This window comes from Pseudomonas sp. CP-1 (genome assembly GCF_021213715.1).
GTDB classification, from domain to species: Bacteria; Pseudomonadota; Gammaproteobacteria; order Pseudomonadales; family Pseudomonadaceae; genus Pseudomonas; species Pseudomonas aeruginosa.
Map to the genome: position 1 here is coordinate 201,813 of NZ_JAJQKY010000008.1, position 23,858 is coordinate 225,670.

Annotated in this window: 25 protein-coding genes; 14 read left to right on the forward strand and 11 right to left on the reverse strand. The window is 66.6% G+C overall.

The genetic code is table 11. The features are described 5' to 3' along the window. Positions 1-36: 36 nt before the first annotated feature. On the reverse strand, positions 37-315 hold the full coding sequence (locus LT948_RS17975; RefSeq protein ID WP_003094948.1) for a hypothetical protein: 279 nt from the start codon (positions 313-315) through the stop codon (positions 37-39). Between the two features lie 283 nt (positions 316-598). On the opposite strand from LT948_RS17975, the gene LT948_RS33270 reads away from it, so the two are divergent. After that, positions 599-805 (forward strand): hypothetical protein, encoded by a 207-nt coding sequence (locus LT948_RS33270; RefSeq protein WP_003094951.1) that lies wholly within the window; start codon positions 599-601, stop codon positions 803-805. A 57-nt stretch (positions 806-862) separates the two neighbouring features. Here the strand turns inward: LT948_RS33270 and LT948_RS17985 are convergent, their stop codons facing one another. Next, entirely contained in the window at positions 863-1,450 is a 588-nt protein-coding gene (locus tag LT948_RS17985; protein ID WP_003094953.1) for a YajG family lipoprotein, read from the reverse strand. Between the two features lie 841 nt (positions 1,451-2,291). On the opposite strand from LT948_RS17985, the gene mqo reads away from it, so the two are divergent. Then, a complete protein-coding gene (mqo, locus tag LT948_RS17990) occupies positions 2,292-3,815 on the forward strand; it encodes a malate dehydrogenase (quinone) (protein ID WP_003099345.1) in 1,524 nt (507 codons plus the stop codon). A 51-nt stretch (positions 3,816-3,866) separates the two neighbouring features. Here mqo and LT948_RS17995 read toward each other — a convergent pair whose 3' ends face one another. From LT948_RS17995 to LT948_RS18015, 5 genes are all read right to left on the reverse strand, one after another. After that, positions 3,867-4,280, reverse strand: a complete 414-nt coding sequence (locus tag LT948_RS17995) for a VOC family protein (protein WP_003094957.1) — start codon at positions 4,278-4,280, stop codon at positions 3,867-3,869. Positions 4,281-4,536: 256 nt separating this feature from the next. After that, positions 4,537-4,827 carry a PA4642 family protein gene (locus LT948_RS18000; RefSeq protein WP_003094960.1) on the reverse strand — a complete coding sequence of 97 codons (291 nt, stop codon included), beginning with the start codon at positions 4,825-4,827 and terminating at the stop codon, positions 4,537-4,539. An 82-nt stretch (positions 4,828-4,909) separates the two neighbouring features. Next, positions 4,910-5,395 (reverse strand): hypothetical protein, encoded by a 486-nt coding sequence (locus tag LT948_RS18005; RefSeq protein WP_003094962.1) that lies wholly within the window; start codon positions 5,393-5,395, stop codon positions 4,910-4,912. A 62-nt stretch (positions 5,396-5,457) separates the two neighbouring features. Further along, complete coding sequence (locus LT948_RS18010) at positions 5,458-5,931, reverse strand: WbuC family cupin fold metalloprotein (RefSeq protein ID WP_003094965.1); 474 nt, start codon at positions 5,929-5,931, stop codon at positions 5,458-5,460. A 1-nt stretch (position 5,932) separates the two neighbouring features. Beyond that, positions 5,933-6,490 carry a hypoxanthine-guanine phosphoribosyltransferase gene (locus LT948_RS18015; protein ID WP_003094967.1) on the reverse strand — a complete coding sequence of 186 codons (558 nt, stop codon included), beginning with the start codon at positions 6,488-6,490 and terminating at the stop codon, positions 5,933-5,935. Between the two features lie 167 nt (positions 6,491-6,657). Here LT948_RS18015 and upp point away from each other — a divergent pair, with 167 nt between their 5' ends. From upp to LT948_RS18055, 8 genes are all read left to right on the forward strand, one after another. Further along, positions 6,658-7,296, forward strand: coding sequence for a uracil phosphoribosyltransferase (gene upp, locus LT948_RS18020; RefSeq protein ID WP_003094968.1), 639 nt, complete (start codon positions 6,658-6,660; stop codon positions 7,294-7,296). 2 nt (positions 7,297-7,298) lie between these two features. Further along, on the forward strand, positions 7,299-8,582 hold the full coding sequence (locus LT948_RS18025) for a uracil-xanthine permease family protein (RefSeq protein ID WP_003094970.1): 1,284 nt from the start codon (positions 7,299-7,301) through the stop codon (positions 8,580-8,582). Positions 8,583-8,902: 320 nt separating this feature from the next. Continuing rightward, positions 8,903-9,451, forward strand: a complete 549-nt coding sequence (locus tag LT948_RS18030) for a Csu type fimbrial protein (RefSeq protein ID WP_003135087.1) — start codon at positions 8,903-8,905, stop codon at positions 9,449-9,451. A 30-nt stretch (positions 9,452-9,481) separates the two neighbouring features. Then, the gene (locus tag LT948_RS18035) at positions 9,482-10,015 is read left to right on the forward strand and encodes a Csu type fimbrial protein (RefSeq protein WP_003135089.1); all 534 of its coding nucleotides are present in this window, start codon (positions 9,482-9,484) and stop codon (positions 10,013-10,015) included. After that, positions 10,015-10,557, forward strand: a complete 543-nt coding sequence (locus LT948_RS18040; protein ID WP_003125348.1) for a Csu type fimbrial protein — start codon at positions 10,015-10,017, stop codon at positions 10,555-10,557. Before LT948_RS18035 ends, LT948_RS18040 begins: the two co-directional genes overlap by 1 nt. Positions 10,558-10,575: 18 nt before the next feature. Next, entirely contained in the window at positions 10,576-11,364 is a 789-nt protein-coding gene (locus tag LT948_RS18045) for a fimbrial biogenesis chaperone (protein ID WP_003099335.1), read from the forward strand. Between the two features lie 16 nt (positions 11,365-11,380). Next, entirely contained in the window at positions 11,381-13,753 is a 2,373-nt protein-coding gene (locus LT948_RS18050) for a fimbria/pilus outer membrane usher protein (protein ID WP_033996049.1), read from the forward strand. Then, positions 13,750-14,697, forward strand: coding sequence for a Csu type fimbrial protein (locus LT948_RS18055; protein WP_022580120.1), 948 nt, complete (start codon positions 13,750-13,752; stop codon positions 14,695-14,697). Before LT948_RS18050 ends, LT948_RS18055 begins: the two co-directional genes overlap by 4 nt. A 1-nt stretch (position 14,698) precedes the next feature. Here the strand turns inward: LT948_RS18055 and LT948_RS18060 are convergent, their stop codons facing one another. The 3 genes from LT948_RS18060 to LT948_RS18070 form a co-directional block, all read right to left on the reverse strand. Beyond that, the gene (locus tag LT948_RS18060; RefSeq protein WP_003099328.1) at positions 14,699-16,072 is read right to left on the reverse strand and encodes a spinster family MFS transporter; all 1,374 of its coding nucleotides are present in this window, start codon (positions 16,070-16,072) and stop codon (positions 14,699-14,701) included. 279 nt (positions 16,073-16,351) lie between these two features. Next, a complete protein-coding gene (gene hemH / locus LT948_RS18065) occupies positions 16,352-17,374 on the reverse strand; it encodes a ferrochelatase (RefSeq protein ID WP_022580119.1) in 1,023 nt (340 codons plus the stop codon). Continuing rightward, complete coding sequence (locus tag LT948_RS18070; protein WP_022580118.1) at positions 17,371-18,288, reverse strand: TIGR01777 family oxidoreductase; 918 nt, start codon at positions 18,286-18,288, stop codon at positions 17,371-17,373. Before LT948_RS18070 ends, hemH begins: the two co-directional genes overlap by 4 nt. A gap of 413 nt (positions 18,289-18,701) precedes the next feature. Here LT948_RS18070 and LT948_RS18075 point away from each other — a divergent pair, with 413 nt between their 5' ends. The 4 genes from LT948_RS18075 to phrB all read left to right on the forward strand — a co-directional run bounded on the left by LT948_RS18075 (position 18,702) and on the right by phrB (position 23,145). Continuing rightward, positions 18,702-19,685 carry an NAD(P)/FAD-dependent oxidoreductase gene (locus LT948_RS18075; protein ID WP_003094987.1) on the forward strand — a complete coding sequence of 328 codons (984 nt, stop codon included), beginning with the start codon at positions 18,702-18,704 and terminating at the stop codon, positions 19,683-19,685. Positions 19,686-19,837: 152 nt separating this feature from the next. Then, on the forward strand, positions 19,838-20,794 hold the full coding sequence (locus tag LT948_RS18080; RefSeq protein ID WP_022580117.1) for a YbgA family protein: 957 nt from the start codon (positions 19,838-19,840) through the stop codon (positions 20,792-20,794). A 9-nt stretch (positions 20,795-20,803) separates the two neighbouring features. Then, on the forward strand, positions 20,804-21,703 hold the full coding sequence (locus LT948_RS18085; protein WP_003141623.1) for a MerR family transcriptional regulator: 900 nt from the start codon (positions 20,804-20,806) through the stop codon (positions 21,701-21,703). Continuing rightward, positions 21,700-23,145, forward strand: a complete 1,446-nt coding sequence (phrB, locus tag LT948_RS18090) for a deoxyribodipyrimidine photo-lyase (protein ID WP_022580116.1) — start codon at positions 21,700-21,702, stop codon at positions 23,143-23,145. Before LT948_RS18085 ends, phrB begins: the two co-directional genes overlap by 4 nt. 125 nt (positions 23,146-23,270) lie before the next feature. Here the strand turns inward: phrB and pagL are convergent, their stop codons facing one another. Further along, the gene (gene pagL, locus LT948_RS18095; RefSeq protein ID WP_003099307.1) at positions 23,271-23,792 is read right to left on the reverse strand and encodes a lipid A 3-O-deacylase; all 522 of its coding nucleotides are present in this window, start codon (positions 23,790-23,792) and stop codon (positions 23,271-23,273) included. Between the last annotated feature and the right edge of the window lie 66 nt (positions 23,793-23,858).

The following is a 23,858-nucleotide window of genomic DNA, read 5'->3' on the forward strand; positions in this document are numbered from 1 at the left end:
ATCCGCGTGCGGTTCGGCTCGCCGAGGCAGGCCCTCTCAGAACCGCGTGCTGGCCCAGCTGACCAGCAGCGCCAGGCCCAGGCAGGCGGCGCCGAATCGGTAGAAGAACAGGTTGATCCGCAGGGTCGCCTCGTCCATCGGCAATGCCTCCTCCCCCGCCTCGCCCTCCGCGGCCCAGCGCGCCAGGGCGCGACGCTCGCGTGCGCGGGTGGCCAGCAGCAGCCAGGCGCCGGCGACACCGAAGAACAGCGCAAGGCCGTTCACGGCCTGCGCGGGATGGGCGAGGAACAGCGCCCACAAGGCTTGCAAGGACATCGATAACCTCCGCAACAGGACAACACGCCGGGGCTACCGAGTAACGCCTTGGGTGAGCTGATGACAGGACGGACCGTCGGGGACGGCGGGGAAGGACTGGTCGAATTCTATCCAGAATGCATGAGCGACGGCCAGCGACGACCGGGTTGTCGCGACGAAGCGCAGCGGTTAGCAGCAATCCGTCTAAAAAAGGCGCGGCCTCGCCAGCGTGACCGGCTAGTCTGAAAGTGCTTTGCCGGTCACAGAACCCCACCCAGGCAAACGACAACACAGGAGAGTCGTCATGCTGGAAACCGCACCCCACGAACATAACTATCTGATCGACCACCTGGACGAGATCGAGGCCGTGATCGTCGATCTTTCCTTCAATGTCCAGGACGACCGCTGGCTGGTGTACTGCACCGCCTGCGGCCATGAACACCTCGACCTGCCTGAGACCGACGAACGCATCAGCATCGGCGAGCCGGACCCGTTCCACCAGGCCGCCTGAGTTTCCCGAGCGCATGAAAAAGCCCGGCATCCGCCGGGCTTTCTCGTTACCGCCGGCTCATTGCTGGCCGAGAGTCTGAGCGATGGTCGGGTCCTTGAACACGCGGGTCAGGGCGTCGCTGAGCACCTCGCTGACCAGCTTGCTGTTGGTCGCCTGGTTCGGCGCCATACCGAAGCGCTGGTTCAGCGAGGCGCCGTAGCGACCGGTGTAACGCCGGCTGCTGTTCTGCACGTCGGCGCGGAAGGTCGCGGTGATATCAGCCTGGGTGACGTAGACGCCGTCCTTCGGCGACTGGTACTTCAGCTCGGCCAGGGTCAGGGTCAGTTGCGGCGCGTTGTAGGCGTTGGCCGAAGGCGTGTAGCCGAGCAGGCGCACGGCCGTCTCGGCCTGGGCCTGGAGCTTGGGCACCACGTCCTCGCTACGGACGGTCAGGGTGCTGGTATCGGCGTAGAGGCCGCCGCGGGTGCCCAGGGACGGGCCGGGACGGCCATCGACCACCTTGACCACCACCGGCTGGCCATGGCCGACGGCGGTCAACGGTCCTTTAAGGACCGGTTGCGGGTCCAGTTGTTGCGGGCTCAGGGCGCAGCCGCCGAGAACCAGGGCGCTTGCGGTCATCAGGCTGAGCAACAGGCGATGCAGCATGCTCATCTCTCCATGGGTTGGGCACGAATGGCCGGCAGTATAACGGCGCCGCGAAGGCACCGCAGCATTGCCTTGGACGTTCGCCACGGGGCGCGGTTCCTCGCCTGTGGCAGGTGGCGCAGGGCACGCATGCCCGGCGTTTGGCAGATACGGCGCGGCGGATTGTCCCAGGGGGCTTTCGCCGGCGGGCACTTCGTGACCGGGAATGGGAAAAAAGTCTAAGGAGCGGGGTATTTTTTGATTTTCACCGTTATAATCGCCCCCCGATTATAAGGACGCCTCCTGATCGGGTTCCGGCCCCCGCGCCATCCCCCCACAGAGAGCCGCCAGTAGAGCGCTGCCCCATGAGGCAGACGCCCTGAAACGCCTGTAGCGAGTTTTTCGGCAAGGAATGCCGCATGACCCCGCACGATTCTGCGAAGGCATGCCCGCGACAGACGAGCCCTTCCGGCCCATGTCTCCAAAAGAGCGTGGATCGAAGGTATTTCACTACTTCACGAGAGTGTGGCGAGCAATGAAGAGTTTTGCGTCGGTAAGTGCGCCATTAGCGCTTGAAACAGCCCCCCGCAGACGCGACCGCAGCGGATACCTCATGACCAGAGCCTGACGGCCCGTTCCGTCGCGAATGTGCTTGCACGACCGGATGCCCGCATGGGCCAGCCAGGCTGCCAGATCGCCAGCCCCGCGCCCGGCATCCATAGGCGATGACGCCCGGCGTCCCGCCGTTGTTGCGAAGAATCGGACATGACGGCTCCCTCCGCCGCTGCCTGCCGGCCCGTACCGGCCTCGGCCCCGCCCCGTCTGTCGTCAATTTGGTGCTGAAGATTTTGGAGAAGCGTTAATGGCGCAAAACGATCACGAAACAGTCGACATGCTGCTGGTAGGCGCCGGCATCATGAGCGCGACCCTGGCGGTCCTGCTCAAGGAACTCGACCCCAACCTGAAGATGGAAGTCGTCGAACTCCAGGAGTCCGGCGCGATCGAAAGCTCCAACCCGTGGAACAACGCGGGCACCGGCCACGCCGGCCTGTGCGAGCTGAACTACACCCCGCAGTCGGCCGACGGCAGCATCGACATCAAGAAAGCCGTGGGCATCAACACCATGTTCGAGGTGTCGAAGCAGTTCTGGTCGCACCTGGTCGCCAAGGGCACCTTCGGCTCGCCGAAGACCTTCATCAACCCGGTACCGCACCTGAGCTTCGTGCGCGGCAGCGAAGGCATCGCCTACCTGAAGAAGCGCTTCGAATCGCTGACCAAGCACCACGCTTTCGAGACCATGGTCTACTCCGAGGACAAGGCCACCCTCGCCGAGTGGATGCCGCTGATGATGCCGGGTCGTCCGGCCGACGAAGCGATCGCCGCGACCCGCGTCGAGGGCGGTACCGACGTCAACTTCGGCGCCCTGACCAACCAGCTCCTGCAACACCTGGCGCAACAGCCGGGCGCGCAGATCCGCTACAACCAGAAGGTCACCCACCTGCGCCGCGCCGATAACGGCTGGCGGGTCACCGTCAAGGACACCCGCAACGGCGGCGACCGCGAGATCCAGGCACGCTTCGTCTTCCTCGGCGCCGGCGGCGGCGCCCTGCCGCTCCTGCAACTTTCCGGCATCCCGGAAGGCAAGGGCTTCGGTGGTTTCCCGGTGAGCGGCCAGTGGCTGCGCTGCGACAACCCGGAAATCGTCAAGCAGCACCAGGCCAAGGTCTACAGCCAGGCCGAGGTCGGCTCGCCGCCGATGTCCGTGCCGCACCTGGACACCCGCGTGGTGGACGGCAAGAAATCCCTGCTGTTCGGCCCCTATGCCGGTTTCTCCACCAAGTTCCTGCGCCATGGCTCGTTCCTCGACCTGCCGCTGTCGGTACGCCCGGGCAACATCCTGCCGATGCTCTCGGTGGCCCGCGACAACATGGACCTGACCCGCTACCTGATCGGCCAGGTCATGCAATCGCCGGAACAGCGCCTGGAAGCCCTGCGCAAGTTCTACCCCGAAGCCAGGGCCGAGGACTGGCGCCTGGAAGTCGCCGGCCAGCGCGTGCAGATCATCAAGAAGGATCCAAAGAAAGGCGGCATCCTGCAGTTCGGCACCGAGCTGGTGGCCGCCCACGACGGCTCCATCGCCGCCCTGCTGGGCGCCTCGCCGGGCGCCTCGGTGACCGTCTCGATCATGCTCGGCCTGATCGAGCGCTGCTTCCCGGAGCAGGCCCGCTCGCCGGAGTGGAGCGCCAAGCTGAAGGAAATCTTCCCGGCTCGCGAGAAAGAGCTGGAAAGCGACGCCGAGCTGTACCGCAGCGTCAGCAGCCGTTGCAGCGAGGTGCTGGAACTGACCGCGAAGAACGACGTGCAGGCCCCGGTCAACGCCGAGTGAGCCGCGCGCTACGGAACAAGCCGCCTTCGGGCGGCTTTTTCATTTGCGGAGTCAGGCGCCGGCCTCGCAGTTGATCATCCAGGACACCCCGAAACGGTCCACCAGGGTACCGAAACAGGGCGACCAGAAGGTCTTGCCCAACTCCAGCTCGACCCGCCCGCCGTCCTCCAGCAAGGCGTCATAGCAGCGCCGCGCCTGCTGCGGGTCGCGGGTATTCAGCGAAAGGGAAATCCCGGAGATCGGCTGCAACGCCGGCCCGTGCCCGTCCGAGGCCATGATCTGGCTGTCGCCGATCTGCAGGTTGGCGTGCATCACCTTGTCGCACCAGCCTTCCGGCACCACCACCGGACCGGGCGCCTCGTCGAAACGGAACAGGAAACTCACCCTGGCACCGATGGCGTGTTCATAGAAACGCAGGGCCTCTTCGCAACGGCCGTTGAAGCAGACGTAGGGCTGGACGTACATGGGAACCTCGGCAGGCTGTTTTTCCTGTGAGTGTAGAAAAGCAGCAGCCTCTCGCAGAGCGAATAAAGCAGTCCTGGCCATTCGCCCCCCCTTGTCTCCCTGGCGCTCCGCAATGCGAGAAGGCCCGTATGCCTATCGTCCCTTGCCACCGCCAGCCGTCATTCGGGTGCTGGCGTTCGCCGACGGGTGGGATTCTTCGGCGGGCCGCGCAACGAAAAAGCCCGCCGAAGGGCGGGCTTTTCACCGCATGGCCGGCTCAGGCGCCCTTGGCCGCCTGCAGCGCTTCGATGTAGGGCGCGGCCTGGCGCTGGTCGGCGACCAGGGCGACGAAGTCGTTGCCCTTGGCGTCGCGCGCATCGAGATCGTAGCCGGCCTCGCGGAAGAAGGTGAGGAAGCGCTCAAAGTCGTCGATGCGCAGGCCGCGATAGGCCTTGATCAGCTTGTGCAGCGAGGGGGGCGTGTCGTCGGCCGGCTCGACGCCGAGGAACAGCTTGATCGACTCGTCACTGATCTCTTCGCCAATGATCTGTTTCTTGTCTTTGCGCATCGCTTTCTCTCAACGGCTCTGGGGCCGGGCTCGCCCGGCGCGGGATAAGGCCAGGCAGTTTACTCCCGGCGCGCGGCGAGGCTCAACGCGCGCGTACCGCGCCGGTGTGCAGGTCGGCCCAGACATGGCCGTTGGGATAGGCGAGGAACTGGCAATAGACCGTCTGGTTGCGCAGCAGGTCGAGCAACGCCGGGTACTGCGCCAGCGGGTAGTTGAGCGTGAGGGTGCGGGTCCCGGCATCGTAGACCGGCTTCTTCAGGCTCTTGCCTTCGCTGTCGAACTGGATCAGCACCTGGGCCAGGGTCGCGCCCTTGCTCAGCGGCTTGCCCTTCAGGCGCAGCAGGGTCGGCGTGGTGATCGGGATCGGCTGCTGGTTGGACTGCCGCTGGTTGCCCAGCACCACGCTGTACTCGGTGATCTGGATCAGTTGCTGCTGCTCCGGCGCCTCCTGGCGCAACTGGCCGTCGTCGGGCGGCAGGAAGCGCGCGTGCATCGGGGGATTCTCGGCGGCCAGGCCGGCCAGACTGACGAACAGGAGCAGGGAGCCGCACAGGCTACGGGCGAACATCGGGACCTCCGGACAGGGCGAGCCGGCACTCTAGCATGGCTGCCGACCCGCCGCCGAAGCGCTCAGGCGAACTGGGCGCGCATCCAGTCCCGGTAGGCCGGCGCATCGGCGCTGCCTTCGGCAGGCGCCCAACTGGCGAACTCGCCTTCGCCGAGCGGGCGGTAAGGCCCGGCCTTGCATTCGAACAGGATGCTGTCCGGCTCCAGCACCACCAGGGCATGGAACACCCCGGGCGGCAGGTCGACACCGGGGCAGTCCCCAGCGGCGCTCAACTCGCGCTTGTCGAGGAGTTCCCCGTCCTCGGCGAAGACCAGCAGGCCGAGACGGCCCTTGAGCACGATCAGCGCCTCGGCCTTGCCCGCATCCAGGTGCCGGTGCGGCGGGATGTAGGTATTCGGCTGGAGGCCCACTGCCATGCGGTGGCAGGGCTCCTCCATGCGGTGGAAGTTGTGATGCTGGCGACCACGCGGCGCGTTACCCGCCCCGCTCGCCAGTTCGGCGAACAATTGCTGGTCGAGGTAGCGCGGTCCGGCCATCTCAGAGCCCCTTGACCGCGAAGATGCCCGCGGCGTTGCGCCAGTAGCCCTTGTAGTCCATGCCGTAGCCGAACACGTAGCGGTCGGCGCAGTAGAGGCCGGTGAAGCTGGCCTTGAGGTCGGGCCGGGCCTTGCGCTCATGTTCCTTGTCCACCAGTACGGCGGTGTGCACCGCGCGTGCGCCGGCATGCTTGCAGAAGTCGATGATCGCCGAGAGGGTGTGCCCTTCGTCGAGGATGTCGTCGATGATCAGCACGTCACGGTCGATGAAGGAGATTTCCGGCTTGGCCTTCCAGAACAGTTCGCCGCCGGAGGTCTCGTTGCGGTAACGGGTCGCATGCAGGTAGGACAGTTCGAGGGGGAAGTCGAGCAGCGGGAGCAGCTTGCCGGAGAAGATCAGGCCGCCGTTCATCACGCAGAAGACCACCGGGTTGGTCTCGCCGAGATCGCGGTTGATCGCCTCGGCGACGCGACCGATGGCTGCCTCGACCTCGTCGTTGTTGAACAGGCAGTCGGCTTCCGCCATGACTTGGCGGATGTGCGCGAGATCGACGGACATGGTGCTTCTCCCTGGCTGGGCTGAGAAAAAGTCGGCAAAGGTACTCATCCGGTCGCCATCGGGCAACCCCCGGCGGTCGAGTGCGAATCAGAATAATGGTCCAGACTGTGCGGAATGCATTACGCTAGCGCAATTTTTTTGCCCGCCCCCGTTGGAGACAGTCGCCCATGCCCGTACATGAGATCCGCCACCCCCTCATCCGCCACAAACTGGGCCTGATGCGCCGTGCCGATATCAGCACCAAGAACTTCCGCGAACTGGCCCAGGAAGTCGGCGCCCTGCTGACCTACGAGGCGACCAAGGACCTGCCCCTGGAACAGTACGAAATCCCCGGATGGGCCGGCCCGGTGACGGTGGAGAAGATCTCCGGGAAGAAGATCACCGTGGTGCCGATCCTGCGCGCCGGCATCGGCATGCTCGACGGCGTGCTCAGCCTGATTCCCGGCGCCAAGGTCAGCGCGGTCGGCGTCGCCCGCAACGAAGAGACCCTGGAAGCACGCACCTACCTGGAAAAACTGGCGCCGGACATCGCCGAGCGCCGCTCGCTGATCATCGACCCGATGCTCGCCACCGGTGGCTCGATGGTCGCCACCATCGACCTGCTGAAGAAGGCCGGCAGCAAGGAAATCCGCGCCATGGTGCTGGTCGCCGCCCCCGAGGGCATCGAGGCGGTACGCAAGGCCCACCCGGACGTGATCATCTATACCGCCTCGATCGACGAGAAGCTCGACGAGAACGGCTACATCATTCCGGGCCTGGGCGACGCCGGCGACAAGATCTTCGGTACCAAGCAGAAGGAAGCCTGAACATGGGCGATGCCTTCCAGGAGCCGCTCTGGCGCCAGGTGCTGTCAGGCGCGCAGATGCTGTTCGTCGCCTTCGGCGCGCTGGTGCTGATGCCGCTGATCACCGGTCTGGATCCCAACGTCGCGCTGTTCACCGCCGGCCTCGGGACCCTGCTGTTCCAATTGGTGACCGGGCGCCAGGTACCGGTGTTCCTCGCCTCCAGCTTCGCCTTCATCACCCCGATCATCCTCGCCAAGGGCCAGTTCGGACTGGCCGCGACCATGGGCGGGGTGGTCGCCGCCGGCTTCGTCTACACCTTCATGGGCCTGGCGGTGAAGATCAAGGGCACCGGCTTCATCGATAAACTGCTGCCGCCGGTGGTGATCGGCCCGGTGATCATCTCGATCGGCCTGGCGATGGCGCCGATCGCGGCGAACATGGCGATGGGCAAGGCCGGCGACGGCAGCGAGTTGCTGCCGTACCGCACCGCGATGATGATCTCGATGCCGGCGCTGCTCACCACCCTGGTGGTGGCGGTATTCGGCAAGGGTATATTCCGCCTGGTGCCGATCATCGCCGGCGTGCTGGTCGGCTTCGCCCTGTCGTTCGTCTTCGGCGTGGTCGACACCGCCGCAATCGTCGCCGCACCCTGGCTGGAGCTGCCGAAATTCACCGCGCCGGAATTCAACTGGCAGGCGATCCTGTTCATCGTCCCGGTGGCCCTGGCCCCGGCCATCGAGCATATCGGCGGGGTCATCGCGGTGGGCGGCGTCACCGGCCAGGACTACCTGAAGAAGCCCGGCCTGCACCGCACCCTCCTCGGCGACGGCCTGGCCACCTCGGCCGCCGGCCTGTTCGGCGGACCGCCCAACACCACCTACGCGGAAGTCACCGGCGCAGTGATGCTGACCAAGAACTACAACCCGAAGATCATGACCTGGGCGGCGGTGATCGCCATCACCCTGGCCTTCGTCGGCAAGTTCGGCGCGATCCTGCAAAGCATCCCGGTACCGGTGATGGGCGGCATCCTCTGCCTGCTGTTCGGCACCATCGCCTCGGTCGGCATGAACACCCTGATCCGGCACAAGGTCGACCTCTCGGAAGCGCGCAACCTGGTGATCGTCTCGGTGACCCTGGTGTTCGGCATCGGCGGCGTGCTGATCGGCAGCGGTACCGGTCCCGACGACATCGGCCTGAAGGGCATCGCCCTGTGCGCCATCGTCGCCATCGTCCTCAACCTGCTGCTGCCGGGCAACGACGGCTGGCAGAACAAGGCGCTCGACGAACAGCACAAGGATTCGCACTGAAACCAACGGGCGGAACACTTCGCTGTTCCGTCCGTATTCCACCCGCCTCGTTATTTTCAAATCATGTAGTCAATCGCTTACTACTTTGTAATTAAACTTCCTTGCATTTCCCAAATAACCACGCCATCTGACTGGCAAAGATCTACTCGCGCTGCTATATAGCCAGTCAAACATGACTTGCGGACCGCTCTGCGCCGCGCCATCCATGAACTTATAGTTTTGCGGACATATAAGGCCGATCATTTAAAGTCGTGGGAACTTTATTTATCCGCCAACGTCCTTCTGCGCCACCGACATTCATTATCGACAGGAAGTTAGAGATGAATAAACGCACTCCGGCAGTCTTGTTGTTCTGTGCCTGCGCCAGCCTGCTGGGCACCGCCCAGGCCGCCGGTACGCTGATCGGCCAGGTCGGCGTGCAGATGGTCATCGGTGCCGGCTGCACCATCATCAACGGCAGCGTCAGCGGCGGTATCAACCAGTGGGGAACCCTGGACTTCGGCAGCCATTCCGACCTCACCAACGTGGTCGACGCGCAGACCGTCGGCACCAGCGGCAATATCCAGATCCAGTGCAGCACCGGCCTGACCCCGAGCCTGACGGTGAACGCAGGCCTGCACGCCAGCGGCGGCCAGCGCTACATGCAGAACACCACCACCACCACCAGCACCATCGCCTACAACATCTATTCGGACGCCGCGCGCAGCGCGCTGATCCAGGCCAACACACCGGTGGACATCTCCTCGGTCTCCACCGGCACCGCGGTCAACATCCCCCTCTATGGCCGCGTGGTGCCCACCGGACAAAGCACACCCACGCCGACGGCGGGGACCTACACCGACACCCTGCTGGTCACCATCGCCTGGTAAGACGCGCCGCCAGGCGCGGCGCCGGGCAGCATGGTCCTGGGGGGACCGATGAGCCTGAACCGCTACTTCACCGGAGGACTGCTCTGCCTGCTCGGCTGCAACCCGGCAAACGCGCAGACCGCCACCATCGTCCTGAGCGCCACGCTGCTCCCGGCCTGCGAGGCAGGCAGCGTCGGCAGCGGTGGCGCGATCACCTTCGGCACCCTCGACTTCGGCCAGTACGCCTCCCTGAACAACGCCATCAGCGCCACCAGCCAGCAAGGCGCAGGCTCCATCCGGGTCAAGTGCGTCAGCGGCCAGACCTATGCGATCACGCTCGACGGCGGGCTCTACGGCAGCGTCGCCACGCGGCGCATGGCGAACATCGCCAACACCGCCCTCACCCTGACCTACAACCTGTACAGCGACCGCCCCGGCGGCATCGTCTGGGACAACACCACCGGCGTTGCCGCCACCGGCAACGGCAACGACCAGTGGTACCCCATCTACGGCCTGGTGCCGGCACAGACCACGCCGGTCGCCGGGACCTACCGCGACACCGTCAACGTGACCATCAGCTGGTGATGCCGATGTCCAGCCGGCATCTACTCCTGTCGCTTCTCCTGCTCCCGCTGCCGAGCCTGGTCGCGCATGCCGATCCATCGCCGATCAGCCGCGCCTTCCAGGTCCAGGCGGTGGTCGCCAACGGCTGCGCCTTCGGCACCGCCATCAGCAACAACGCCTATGACCTCGGCACCCTGAGCTTCGGCACCCTCGGCAACCTGGCCAGTCCGGTTAACGTCGCCAGCAGCTCCGGGGCCGGCTCCATCGTCCTGACCTGCACTCCGGGAATGACCGTCTCCGTCGCCCTCGACTACGGGGTCAATGGCGGCAGCAGCAGCCAGCGCTACCTGAAGCGGGTGAGCGGTAACGAGACCCTCGCCTACCAGCTCTACCAGGATGCCGCCTACTCCCAGGTCTGGGGCAACGGGGCACTCGCGCGGACCATCGCCAACTTTCCCGCCAGCACCCAGACCTACACGGTATACGCGCGCCTGTTCGCGGTCGGCAGCCTGCCGTCCGCCGGCAACTACCGCGATACCGTCACCGTCACCCTTTCGTTCTGAGCCGTCATGGAGGATCACATGCCCAGTCCACACCTACCTCTCCGCCCCGGCCGCTGGCTTGCGGCGCTGCTGGCGCTGTTCCTGGGCGGCCCGGCACAAGCCGCCAGTGCGGTGCTGATCTGGCCGATCAACCCGGCCATCGAAGCCGACCAACCGGCCACGGCGCTGTGGCTGGAGAATCGCGGCAAGCAACCGGTGACCCTGCAGGTGCGCGTGCTCGGCTGGTCCCAGGCGGATTTCCAGGACGTCTATCGCAACCAGCAGGCAGTGATTCCCAGCCCGCCCTTCGTCAAGGTCGAGCCGGGCCGCCGGCAACTGGTCCGGCTGATCCGCCAGGGCGGCCAGCCCAGCACGCCGGAGGACGCCTACCGGGTGCTGATCGACGAAGTGCCCGACGGCAGCGCGGGGCAGACGCAACGAAGCCCCGGTCTCGCCCTGCAGTTCCAGATGCGCTATTCGGTACCGCTGTTCGTCAGCGCCGACGGCGTCTGGACCCAGCCCCGCAGCGATGTCGAGCGCGACCCGGCCGACGCGACCCGGCCGAAGCTGGCCTGGCGGCTGGTCGAGGAACAGGGCAAGCGTTACCTGCAGGTGCGCAACGAGGGTAGCGTGCACGCCCGCCTCAGCCATGTCCGCTGGGAGGGCAACGGCCGCAGCCTGGCGCTGCTGGACGGCCTGCTCGGCTACGTGCTGCCCGGCCGGCAGATGCGCTGGCCGCTGCCGCCGGGGCTGCTGCCGGACGCCGGCATGACCCTGAAACTGCAACTGGCGGACAACGACGCGCCGATCAGCGTTCCCGGGTACTGAGGCGGACGTCGGTCCCGTGCCTCGCCCGTGTCAGCGGCGCTCTCGCCACCACCGCTCGCTACTGATCGGCCTGGCGCTGCTCTCCCCTGTCCATGCGGCGGACTACCTGGCCGGACTGCCGCCGCCGCAACCCGCTCCGTCCGGCGGCGGCAACGTCCTCTACTACCTGGAACTGGTGATCAACGGCCGCGACAGCGGCCAGGTGGTGCCGGTCAACGCCGCCGATGGCCATTACCTGCTCGACGCCGCGGCCCTGCGCGAAGCCGGCGTGCGCCTGCCTGGCAACCCCGCCGGACAGGTCGCGGTGGACGCCCTGCCCGAGGTCCGGGCGGACTATGACAGCGCCAGCCAGCAACTGCACCTGCAAGTGCCGCCGGACTGGCTGCCGGAGCAGCGCTTCGACGATCCCGGACTGGTCGCCCGCGCCCCGGCGCGCAGCAGCCTCGGCGCGCTGTTCAACTACGACCTGTACTACTCGGACCCCGCCGACGGCGCCACGCCCTGGCTTTCCGCGCTGCTCGAGCAACGTCTGTTCGACGGCTTCGGGGTGATCTCCAACACCGGCGTCTACACCCGCTATTTCGGCGACGCCGACAACCTCGACAGCCGCTACCTGCGCTACGACACCTACTGGCTGTACAACGACGAACGCAACATGCACAGCTACCAACTGGGCGACTACGTCAACGGCGCGCTGAACTGGACCACCCCGGTACGCATGGGCGGCTTTCGCTTCGCCCGCAACTTCGGCGTACGTCCGGACCTGGTCACCTATCCGCTGCTGCGCTTCGACGGCCAGGCCGCCGTACCCAGCACCGTCGACCTGTTCATCAACGGCTACAAGGCCAGCAGCGCCGACCTGCAGCCCGGTCCCTTCGCCATCAGCAACGTGCCGTATATCAACGGAGCCGGCGAAGCCACGGTGGTGACCACCGACGCCCAGGGCCGACAAGTGGTGACCAGCCTGCCGTTCTACGTATCCAACACCCTGCTGGCGCGCGGCCTGAGCGATTTCGACCTGTCCGTCGGGCGCCTGCGCGACGACTACGGCCTGCGCAACTTTTCCTATGCCGACAACGCCGCCAGCGGCATCTACCGCTACGGCGTCAGCGACCGCCTGACCCTCTCCACCCACGCCGAGGCCGCCAGCGACCTGCGCCTGCTCGGCATCGGCGGCGACATCGCCGTGGCCACCTTCGGCACCCTCAGCCTGGCGGCCAGCGGCAGCGACGGCCAGGGCGACAGCGGCCAGCAATACCTGCTCGGCTACTCCTACTATTCGCGACGGCTCGGCCTCAGCCTGCAACACATCGAGCGCAGCGCCGGCTATGGCGACCTCGGCACCCTGGACGGCGAGTACCAGTTGAGCCGGCGCACCGACCAGGCTACCGCCAGCCTGACCTTCGACGAGCAGGGCACCATCGGTGCCGGCTACTTCGACATCCGCGCCCGCGACGGCAGCCGCACGCGCCTGGCCAACCTCTCCTACAGCCGCCCGATCGGCAGCCGTAGCAGCTTCTACCTGGCGCTGAACAAAGATCTCGACGGCGACGGCTACAGCGCGCTGATGCAACTGGTGATTCCCTTCGACATCAACGGCCTGCTGAACATCGGCGTCACCCGCGACAGCGACCGGCGCTACAGCGAGCGGGTGATCTGGAGCCGCTCCACGCCGAGCCAGGGCGGCCTCGGCTGGAACCTCGGCTATGGCGGCGGCGCCAGCCGCTACCAGCAGGCCGACCTGACCTGGCGCATGCAGAACGTGCAACTGCAGGGCGGCCTCTATGGCGAGACCGGCAACTACACGCGCTGGGCCGATCTCAGCGGCTCGCTGGTATGGATGGACAACGCCGTGTTCGCCAGCAACCGGATCAACGACGCCTTCGTCCTGGTCAGCACCAAGGGTTATCCACAGGTGCCGATCCGCTACGAGAACCAACTGATGGGCAGCACCGACGACAACGGCCACCTGCTGGTGCCCTGGGTCGCGGCCTACTACCCGGCGAAGTTCCAGATCGAGCCGCTGGACCTTCCGGCCAACGTCAGCGCGCCCGAAGTCGAGCAGCGCGTGGCGGTACGCCAGGGCAGCGGCCTGCTGCTGGATTTCCCGATCCGTGCCGTGGTCGCCGCCAGCATCAGCCTGGTGGACGAGCGCGGCGAACCGCTGCCGCTGGGCAGCCGGGCCGAAGAAACCGGCAGCGGCCAGCGCGCCAGCGTCGGCTGGGACGGCCAGGTCTATTTCGAAGGATTGCAAAGCGACAACCAGCTACGCGTGGTCCGCCCCGACGGCCGGGCCTGCCAGGCACGCTTCCGCCTGGACACGCGCAAACCCACCGTCAGCCAGGTCGGCCCGCTGACCTGCTCGGCCCCGATCGGAGATACGCCATGAGCCGCCACTCCACGTCCGCCTGCCTGCTCGGCTTCGCTACGCTCTGCGCCAGCCCGTTGCTGCTCGCCGCCTGCACCACCAGCTCCGGCACCGGCAATTTCGGCAGCCTGAGCTCGTTCACCGTGGTCAGCACCGCACAGACCATCACCGGCACCACCGGCTTCAAGTGCACCGGCAGCCTGTTGTCGATCCTCAGCACCAACACCATCGACGCGACCATCGCCAGCACCGCCAATCCGCTGGGCACCACGCCGCGTCTGTACAATGCCGCCAGCGGCACCTACCTGCCCTACAGCATCTGCAAGGACAACGGTTGCGGCACCGTCTACAACGTCGGCTCGACGGTACGCTGGAGCAGCACCACCTTCCTCGGCATCCTCGGCCTGTTCAACGCCACCGACGGCAGCCTGCCGCTGTACCTGCGCACCGCCACCGGGGTGACCCTGCCGGCCGGCACCTATACCGATACCATCGGCCTGAACTGGGCCTGGCACCTGTGCGCGGCGGGCATCGGCCCAGTCTGCGTATACGACGACGGCACCGCCAGCAGCAGCGTCAACGTTACCCTGACGGTGCTCAAGGACTGCTTCATCGACAGCGCTCCGGACCTCAGCTTCGGCAGCGCCGCGCTGGTCTCGGCCTTCACCGCGGTGAACCAGAACATTGGCGTGCGCTGCACCCTGAACGCCACCTATACCATCGGCTTCGACAACGGCAACAACTTCAGCGGCGGCTGGCGGCGAATGCTCAGCGGCGCCAACGCGATCCAGTACAACCTCTACAAACCGGGCGACTCGACGGTCTGGACCACCAGCAACACCCAGGCAGGCACCGGTAGCGGCGCCGCGCAGAACGTGCCGTACCGGGCCATCATCAACCCGGCACAGGGCAACGTCCCCGCCGGTACCTACAGCGATACCGTGCGGGTCATCCTCACCTACTGAGTCAGGCCGGCTGCCGGGACGCCTTCCAATCCTCGCCGCCCTCGCCTTCCCGTCGCAGGCTCCAGTCCTTCAGGTGCTCCAGGCTGGCGCGATAGGGCTTGAGGCCGATCCCCAGCAGGACCACCGCGCCGAGCACCGCGGCCAGGGTCACCAGCAGCAGCGAGTAGCGCAGCGCCATGTCGTCGGCGAAGACGAAATCGGTGACCAGCGCCACCGCCGTCGGGCCCACGCCGAGACCGAACAGGGTGACCACGAACAGGTAGATCGCCGAGGCCTGGCCGCGCATCGAGTTGGGCATGATCTCCTGGATCGCCGCCGGGGCCACGCCGAACGGCATGCTCAGGAAGAACACCGTCGGCGCCATCAGCGCCGCCGCCCAATTGGCGTTGTCCAGCAGCGGATAGACCAGAGTGAAGGGAATCACCGCCCAGGCGGCGAGCAGCCCGACGCGCATGTTCGCGTCGCTGCGCCCGCGCTTCGCCCAGTAGTCGGCCAGGCGCCCGCCGAAGACGATGCCGAGACAGCCGAACACCGCGACGATGCTGCCGTAGACCACCCCGACATGACCGGCGTCCCAGCCGTGGGTGCGGACGAAGAAGGTCGGCACCCAGGCGCCGCTGCCGTAGCCGGCGAAGGACAGGCAGGCGAAACCGAAGTTGTGGCAGAGCACGGTCTTGCGGTTGGCCCGCAGGTAGGCGCCGACCTCGCCCAGCGGCACCGCCACGCCTGCGCCGACTCCGCGCCGAGCCGGCTCGCGGATCGCCAGCAGCAACAGGCAGAAGAGCACGCCGGCGGCGCCGAGGATGAGGAAGATCAGTTGCCACGGGCGCACCTCGCCGAACAGCGGCAGGTGCACGTCGCCCTGGGCCGAGGCGAACTTGATCACCAGCCCGCCGAGCAGGAAGGCCAGCCCCGAACCCAGGTAGATGCCCATCGAGTAGACGCTGATCGCCGTCGCCCGACGCTCGCGCGGGAAGCTGTCGGCGATCAGCGAATAGGCCGCTGGCGACAGCGCCGCCTCGCCGACCCCGACGCCGACCCGGAAGGTGAGGAATTGCCAATAGCTGCGCGCCAGACCGCAGGCCGCGGTCATCGCGCTCCACACCAGCACGCCGAACAGGATCAGACCGCGCCGGCTGCGGTTGTCGGCCATGCGTCCGAGCGGGATACCGCAAAGGGTGTAGAACAGGGCGAAGGACAAGCCCATCAGCAGGCTCATTTCCGTGTCGCTGATGGCCAGGTCGCGGCGGATCGGGCCGACCAGCAGGTTGAGGATCTGCCGGTCGATGAAGGACAGCACATAGGCGACCATGAGGATCGCCACCGTGGTCCAGGCCGCAAGGTTGGAGGGATAGCCGTTATTGTTGTTATGCATGCCGAACTCCTGGACGCCGCCGAAGCGGCGGATGCGAAGGGAGGGTCGACAGGCAGGATAAGCCGGCAACATCCGGGCTTATACCCAGGGCAAGGGACTATAGAACTGCTGAATGCGGGAAGCGGGTTCCGGCGAATGACCGCCAGGTCATTCGCCGCCGCGTGCGCTCAGAGCCTGTCCAGCATCTCGCGAGCTGGGCGGGGAAGCGGAGCTGACGAGCGGCAAATGAGCACTTCAAAGCCGTCATACCGCGCCGCGCAGCGGATCATGAACAGGCTCTCAGAGCGGCCTGGCCAAGCGCCCGCTCATCTCGGCCAGGGCGCCGACCCAGGCGGGGTGGTCGTTGAGGCAGGGAATCAGCACCAGGTCCTCGCCGCCGGCACTGATGAACTGCTCGCGGCCGCGCATGCCGATTTCCTCCAGGGTCTCGATGCAGTCGGCAACGAACGCCGGACACATCACCAGCAGGCGCTTCACCCCGCGCTGCACCAGTTCGTCGAGCTTGGCGTCGGTATAGGGCTCGATCCACTTGGCGCGCCCCAGGCGCGACTGGAACGACACCGACCAGCGCCCCTGCTCCAGGCCGGCGCGCTCGGCGAAGGTCTCGGCGGTGCGCAGGCACTGGCTGCGGTAGCAGAGGGCGAGGGCTTCGGGGCTGACGTTGCGGCTGTTCTCGGCCAGCAGGTCGTGGGCAGGATCCTTCACCAGCTTGCGGATGTGCCGCTCGGGCAAGCCATGGAAGCTCAGCAACAGATGGTCGTGGGGCTGCTGCAGGTACGGACGCACGCTTTCCACCAGGGCATCGAGGTAGACCGGCTGGTCGTAGAACGGCGGCAGCGTGCTGACCTCCAGGCCCAGGCGATGGGCGGCGATCACCCGGCGCACCTCCTGTTCGGCGGTGGTCGTAGTGCTGTCGGCGAACTGCGGATACAGCGGCGCCAGGGTGACCCGCCGGATACCACGGCGCGCCAGGTCGAGCAGGACCTTCTCGATGGCCGGCTGGCCGTAGCGCATCGCCAGTTCCACCGGTCCATGCGGCCAGTGCGGCTTCATCGCTTCCTGCAGGCGACGACTGAGGACGATCAGTGGCGACCCTTCGTCCCACCAGATCGAGCTGTAGGCGTGCGCCGATTCGGCCGGACGCTTGATCAGGATCAGCGACACCAGCAGGCGCCGCAGCGGCCAGGGCAGGTCGACCACGTAGGGATCCATGAGGAACTGGTCGAGATAGCGGCGGACATCCTCCACCCGGGTCGAATCCGGGGAGCCCAGGTTGAGCAACAGCAGGGCATTCTCGGTCATGCCTGATCCTTTCGTCGGGCGTCCAGGACATCGGCCAGCGCCACGTCCAGGTCGGTGAATTGAAAACGGTAGCCGGCGTCCTGCAAGCGTTGCGGCAAGGCTCGCTGGCCGCCGAGCAGCAATCCGGACATTTCTCCCAGCCCGAGGCGCAGGACGAACCCGGGGGTCGGTATCCGCGCCGGCTTGTGCAGCGCCCGGCCCAGGGCCTTGGCGAAATCACGGTTGCGCACCGGGTTGGGAGCGCACGCATTATAGGGACCGCTGGCATCGGGCCGCCGCAAAAGAAAATCGATCAGCTCGATTTGATCCTCGATATGAATCCACGGCATCCATTGCCGGCCGTCACCCAGCGGTCCGCCCAGGCCGAGCCGGTAGAGCGGCAACAGGCGCCCGAGGAAGCCGCCCTCGGAGGCCAGCACCAGGCCGGTGCGCAACAGCACGACACGGGTGCCGAGCTTCTCCGCCTCGCGGGCGATCTGCTCCCAGGCTAGGCATAGCTCGCTGGCGAAATCCTCGCCGGCCGCCGCCCCCTCCTCGGTCACCGGGCGCTCGCCGCTGTCGCCATACCAACCCACCGCAGAACCCGATAACAGAAGGTCCGGGCGCTGCTCACGAGCGTCCAGCCATTCCACCAGGCGCTCGGTAAGGCGTACCCGGCTTTCCCACAGCAGCGCCTTGCGCTTGTGGCTCCAGGGTTTGTCCGCGATCGGCTCGCCGGCCAGGTTGACCACCGCGTCGAGCGGCTGGTCGCCGTACTCGTCGAAACGATCGATGCCGCGCACGCCGACGCCGCACAGCGATTCCACCTGCTGCGGCCGCCGGCTGAACACGGTCAGCCGGTGTCCGGCCTGTCGCCAGCGGGCGCACAGGCGGCGACCCATCAGGCCGGTACCGCCGGTCAAGAGAATGTGCATGGCTGTCTCCTCGTTTTGCCTGCGTGCCCTTTCAGTCTGGACCCTGGACATCGATCTGCCCGATGACCGTGCATCCTCCCCCCATTCCAGCGTTATCCTGTGGATGGAAGATCCGTCGGCTCCGGCCGGGGAACCCTGGCGTCGTTTTCGACTCAGCCAAGGAACAGGGCTTGCATCGCACTGGTGCCTTAGTGAACGGCGCCAGCCGTCTATTCTTCAGATAACTCGGTTGATACTTCCGAACGGAACGTCTGAAGGTTCGACAGGCCAGGAAGCGAGCCGTGCGCCGCAAGCGCGCCATCGGCGCGATGCAAGGTGCGCCTCGAAGCACGCGCAATACTGTACATTAAATCAAGCTTGTACAAGAAACCTGATTCGCCTGTCCAGACGCTACACAACCAGAGAGGCATGTCATGAGCGTCCCCATCGCCATCATCGGTACTGGCATCGCCGGGCTTTCCGCCGCCCACGCATTGAGATCCGCCGGCCAGACCGTACAGCTGTTCGACAAGGGCCACGGCAGCGGCGGCCGCATGGCCAGCAAGCGCAGCGAGGCCGGCACGCTGGACCTCGGCGCGCAATACTTCACCGCCCGCGACCGGCGCTTCCTCGACGCCTTGCAACACTGGCGCGAGGAAGGCTGGGTGGACGAGTGGAAACCCGCTCTCTACCAATACCGCGACGGCCAGCTGAGCCCCTCCCCGGACGAACAGCCACGCTGGGTCGGCATCCCACGGATGAGTGCGATCACCCGCGCCCTGCTCACCGATCTGCAAGTGGTCTTCTCCTGCCGCATCACCGAGGTCTTCCGCGGCAAGCAGCACTGGCACCTGCAGGACGCCGAGGGGCAGAACCACGGTCCGTTCAACCAGGTCCTGATCGCCATCCCCGCTCCCCAGGCCACGCCGCTGCTGGCCAGCGTGCCGAAACTGGCGGCCACCGCCGCGAGCGTGGTCATGGAGCCGACCTGGGCGGTGGCGCTGGGCTTCCGCGAGGTACTCGACACCCCGGTGCAGGGCTGCTTCGTGCACGGCAGTCCGATCGCCTGGCTGGCCTGCAATCGCAGCAAGCCGGGGCGCGACACCGCCCTCGATACCTGGGTGCTGCACGCCACCAGCCAGTGGAGCCGGCAACACATCGACATGGCCAAGGAGGACGTGGTCGAGCATCTGCGCTGCGCCTTCGCCGAAGTGATCGGCTGCGCCGTACCGGAAGCCGCCTTCAGCATCGCCCACCGCTGGCTCTATGCACGCCCGGCGGAGGCTCACCAGTGGGGCGCCCTCGGCGATCCCGACCTGGGCATCTACGCCTGCGGCGACTGGTGCTCCAGCGGCCGCGTCGAAGGCGCCTGGCTCAGCGGCCAGGAAGCCGCGCGGCGCCTGCTGGAACATCTCTGAGGGGATCGGGCCGTCGCCTGGCGGCCCGATGTGACAAGAAAATACCTATACAAATACATTGACCTGTACAAGATAAGTTCTAGGATGTGTCGTATGACCGCCTGGCTGTCGAGCTGCGCGCGAACCTCCTTTCCCCTCGGGAGACGACACCGATGCACGAATCTCACCCTTCCCTGACGCCCCGACTCGGCATCAGCGCCTGCCTGCTCGGCGAACCGGTGCGCTTCAACGGCGGCCACAAGCGATCCGCGCTTTGCGAGGAACTGGCGCGGCACGTCGAGTTCGTCTCCTTCTGCCCGGAACAGGCCATCGGCCTGGGCACGCCGCGCCCGGCGATTCGCCTGGAAGGCACTCCGGAAGCCGCCGATGCGCGGAGCCGCGACGGCCTGGCGGTCGGCGAAGCGCTCGCCGAATATGCGCGGCGGGTGGCGCAACGGGCGGATACGCTGGACGGTTTCATCTTCATGCAACGTTCGCCGTCCTGCGGGCTGCAACGGGTCAAGGTCTATCCAGAAGGCGGCGGCGCGCCGCGCGCCGAAGGCCGTGGACGCTTCGCCGCAGCCCTTTGCGCAGCCTTGCCGGAGCTACCGGTGGAAGAAGAAGGCCGGCTGCACGATCCGGTCCTGCGGGAGAACTTCCTCACCCGCGTGTTCGCCCATGCCCACTGGCAGGCCCTGTGCCAGCGCGGCCTCAGCCATTCGGCCATCGTCGCCTTCCATAGCCGCTACAAGTACCAGTTGCTGGCGCATTCGCCGGAGCACTACCGCAGTCTCGGCCGCCTGCTCGGCGAAGCCGGCCACTACCAGCCGGAAGCCCTCGGCACGCGTTACTTCGGCGAGCTGATGCAGGGCCTACGCCGCTGCGCGACCCGCGGCAGCCATGGCAACGTGTTGCTGCACCTGAGCGGCTACCTGAAACGCGACCTCGCAGCCGAAGACAGGCGTGAATTGCGCGAGCTGATCGAGCAATACCGGCATGGCAGCGTGCCGCTGGTGGTACCGCTGACCCTGCTAAAGCACCACTTCCGTCGCCACCCGCATGCATACATCGCCCAGCAGGCCTACCTGCAACCGCACCCGACCGAACTCGGCCTGCGCAACGCGCTCTAGGATTTCCCGATGAACTCGCCCCACCTCGAACGCGGCGGCCTGCCGATCCGCGAAGTCACTCGTCTGACCGGCGTCCATCCGGTCACCCTGCGCGCCTGGGAGCGCCGCTACGGCCTGGTGGTGCCGCAACGCACCGGCAAGGGTCACCGGCTCTACAGCGAAGAGCAGGTCGAGCGCATCCGCCGGATACTCGTCTGGCTCGAGCGTGGCGTCGCCATCAGCCAGGTGCGCGCGCTGCTGGAGCGTCCGGAGGAAACCCCGGCGGCGGATGTCGAATCCCCCTGGGAACGCCTGCACGAACAACTGCTGGACGCCATCGCCGCGCTGGCCGAGCGACGCCTCGACGATCTGTTCAACCAGGCCGCGTCGCTCTATCCGGTAGCGACCCTCTGCGAAAAGCTTCTGCAACCCTTGCTGCAGCACCTCGAACGACGCTGGCAGGGACAATTCGGCGCGCGCATGGAGCGGGCCTTCTTCTTCTCCTGGTTGCGCAGCAAGCTGGGCGCCCGCCTTTATCACCAGCAACGGCTGCAACAGGGCGCGCCGCTGCTGCTGGTCAACCAGTCCGAGCTGTCGCTGGAACCGAACCTCTGGCTGTGCAGTTGGTTGCTCGGCAGCGGCGAGGTGCCGCTGCAGGTCTTCGACTGGCCGCTGCCACCGGCCGAACTGGCCCTGGCCTGCGAACGCCTGGAAGCTCGCGGCGTGTTGCTGTACGCCAGTCATCGCCTCAACCCGGAGCACCTGCCGCGCCTGCTGGCAGGGGTGAGCTGCCCGGTGGTGCTGGTCGGACCGGCCGTGGAGATCCAGCGCGAAGCCTTCGAAACCCTGGCGCTAGCCGGCCTGCTGCTGGCGAGCACGCCCCTGGAAGCCCGCCGCCTGCTCGGCGAACGAGGCCTGTTGAACCCATGAACGGACTTCCGATGAACCTGATCTGGTTTCGCTGCGACCTGCGAACCACCGATAACAGCGCGCTCCTCGCCGCCGCCGATGGGCGCCCTTGCGTGGCCCTCTACCTGCTCAGCCCGGCGCAGTGGCGGGAACACGACGATGCGCCCTGCAAGGTCGACTTCTGGCTGCGCAACCTGGGCGAGCTGCAACGCCAGCTCGCCGCGCTGAACATCCCGCTGCTGGTGCGCAACTGCGGCCACTGGCGGCAAGCCCCGGAAGTCATCGGCCGGCTCTGCCGGGAGCTGGGAATCGGCGCGGTACACGTCAACCAGGAATACGGGGTGAACGAGGAACGCCGCGACCAGGCCGTCGGCCAACGCCTGCGCGAACAGGGCGTGGCCTTCCACAGCCACCTCGACCAGCTGTTCTTCGCCCCCGGCTCGGTGCTGACCCGAACTGGCGGCTATTTCCAGGTGTTCAGCCAGTTCCGCAAGGTCTGCCACGAACGGCTGTACCAGGCCCTGCCGGGTGTCCGCCCGCGTCCGCAGCCCCAGCCACCGCACGCGCTGGCCAGCGACCCGCTGCCGGATGCCGTGCCCGCCTTCCCGCGGCCGGCCGATAGCTTGCGCCGCCTCTGGCCGGCAGGCGAAGAGGTAGCGCAGGAACGCCTGCGCGACTTCGCCGACCAGCACCTGGCCGACTACCATGAACGGCGCGACTTCCCGGCGCTTCCCGGCACCAGCCAACTGTCGCCCTACCTGGCCGCCGGCGTACTCTCGCCCAGGCAATGCCTGGACGCCGCGCTGGTTGCCAACCGCGGCGAGTTCAGCGGCGGCCAGCAAGGCGCCGCGACCTGGATCAACGAGCTGCTCTGGCGCGAGTTCTACAAGCACATCCTGGTCGGCTACCCACGGGTCTCCCGGCACCGCCCCTTCCGCGAGGAGACCGAAGCCCTGCGCTGGCGCCAGGCCCCGGCGGAACTCGAAGCCTGGCAACAGGGGCGCACCGGCATACCGATCATCGATGCAGCAATGCGCCAGTTGCTCGCCACCGGCTGGATGCACAATCGCCTGCGGATGGTGGTAGCGATGTTCCTCAGCAAGAACCTGCTGATCGACTGGCGCGAAGGCGAACGCTGGTTCATGCGCCACCTCATCGACGGCGACCTGGCGGCGAACAACGGTGGCTGGCAGTGGAGCGCATCCACCGGCACCGACGCCGTCCCCTACTTCCGCCTGTTCAATCCGCTCTCGCAGTCCGAACGCTTCGATCCACGCGGCGAGTTCATCCGCCACTGGCTGCCGGAACTGGCCGGCCTGGAGCGCAAGGCGATCCACGATCCGTCCAGCCTGGGGCTGTTCGCCGGGGTCGACTATCCACGGCCGATGGTCGACCTGAAGGCCAGCCGCGAACGGGCGCTGGCGGCTTTCCGCAACCTGCCGCCGCGCGATGGTCGCGCGTAGGGCGCGTCAGCGAGCTATCGCCTCCCACCAAATGGCTCGCTCTTTCCATAGGGCGGTGCGGCGTGGTGGAAGAATCGCAGGCATGAAAAAGCCGGGATGAACCCGGCTTTTTTCGACCGTGCCGACTAGATCGGGATCTTGTAGAACAGGCTGTAGGACTCGATACCGTCGTTCGGCTGTTTCAGGCCGGCGTTGGAATAGTGGATCGCCCGAACGCCGACCGACTGGCCGTTGGCGAACTTCAGGCCGGCGCCGATGCGGTCTTCGAAGTTCAGGGAGGAACCCAGGTTCTGGTCGCCGACACGGGTGCCGGAGAACGCCGCCACGCCGATACCGGCCTCGATGAATGGCTTGATCGAGTCGCCGGCGAACTCGTAGACAAATACCGGAGCGAACGACAGCGAATGCTTGCCGGCGCCTTCATCGCCACCTTCCCAATAGGTGTAGCCCGCATCCCAGTAGCCGGTCAGGCGCCCGGTGGAGGTCTGCCACCAGCTCTTGTCCCAATCCCAGCTCAGGCCCAGGCGATAGGTCATGCCCGACTGGCCGGTCGCACCGACGGCGGCCGAGACGTCCGCCGCCTGGGCGGAGGCCACGTGGACGGAGGAAAGTGCGGCCAGAACGGCCAGCGGAAGTAGTTTCTTCATTGAAACGTCCTTTTCGAAAGTTGCATGAAAGCCCCCGCATTCAAGCTGCGCATTATAAGAGCGCAC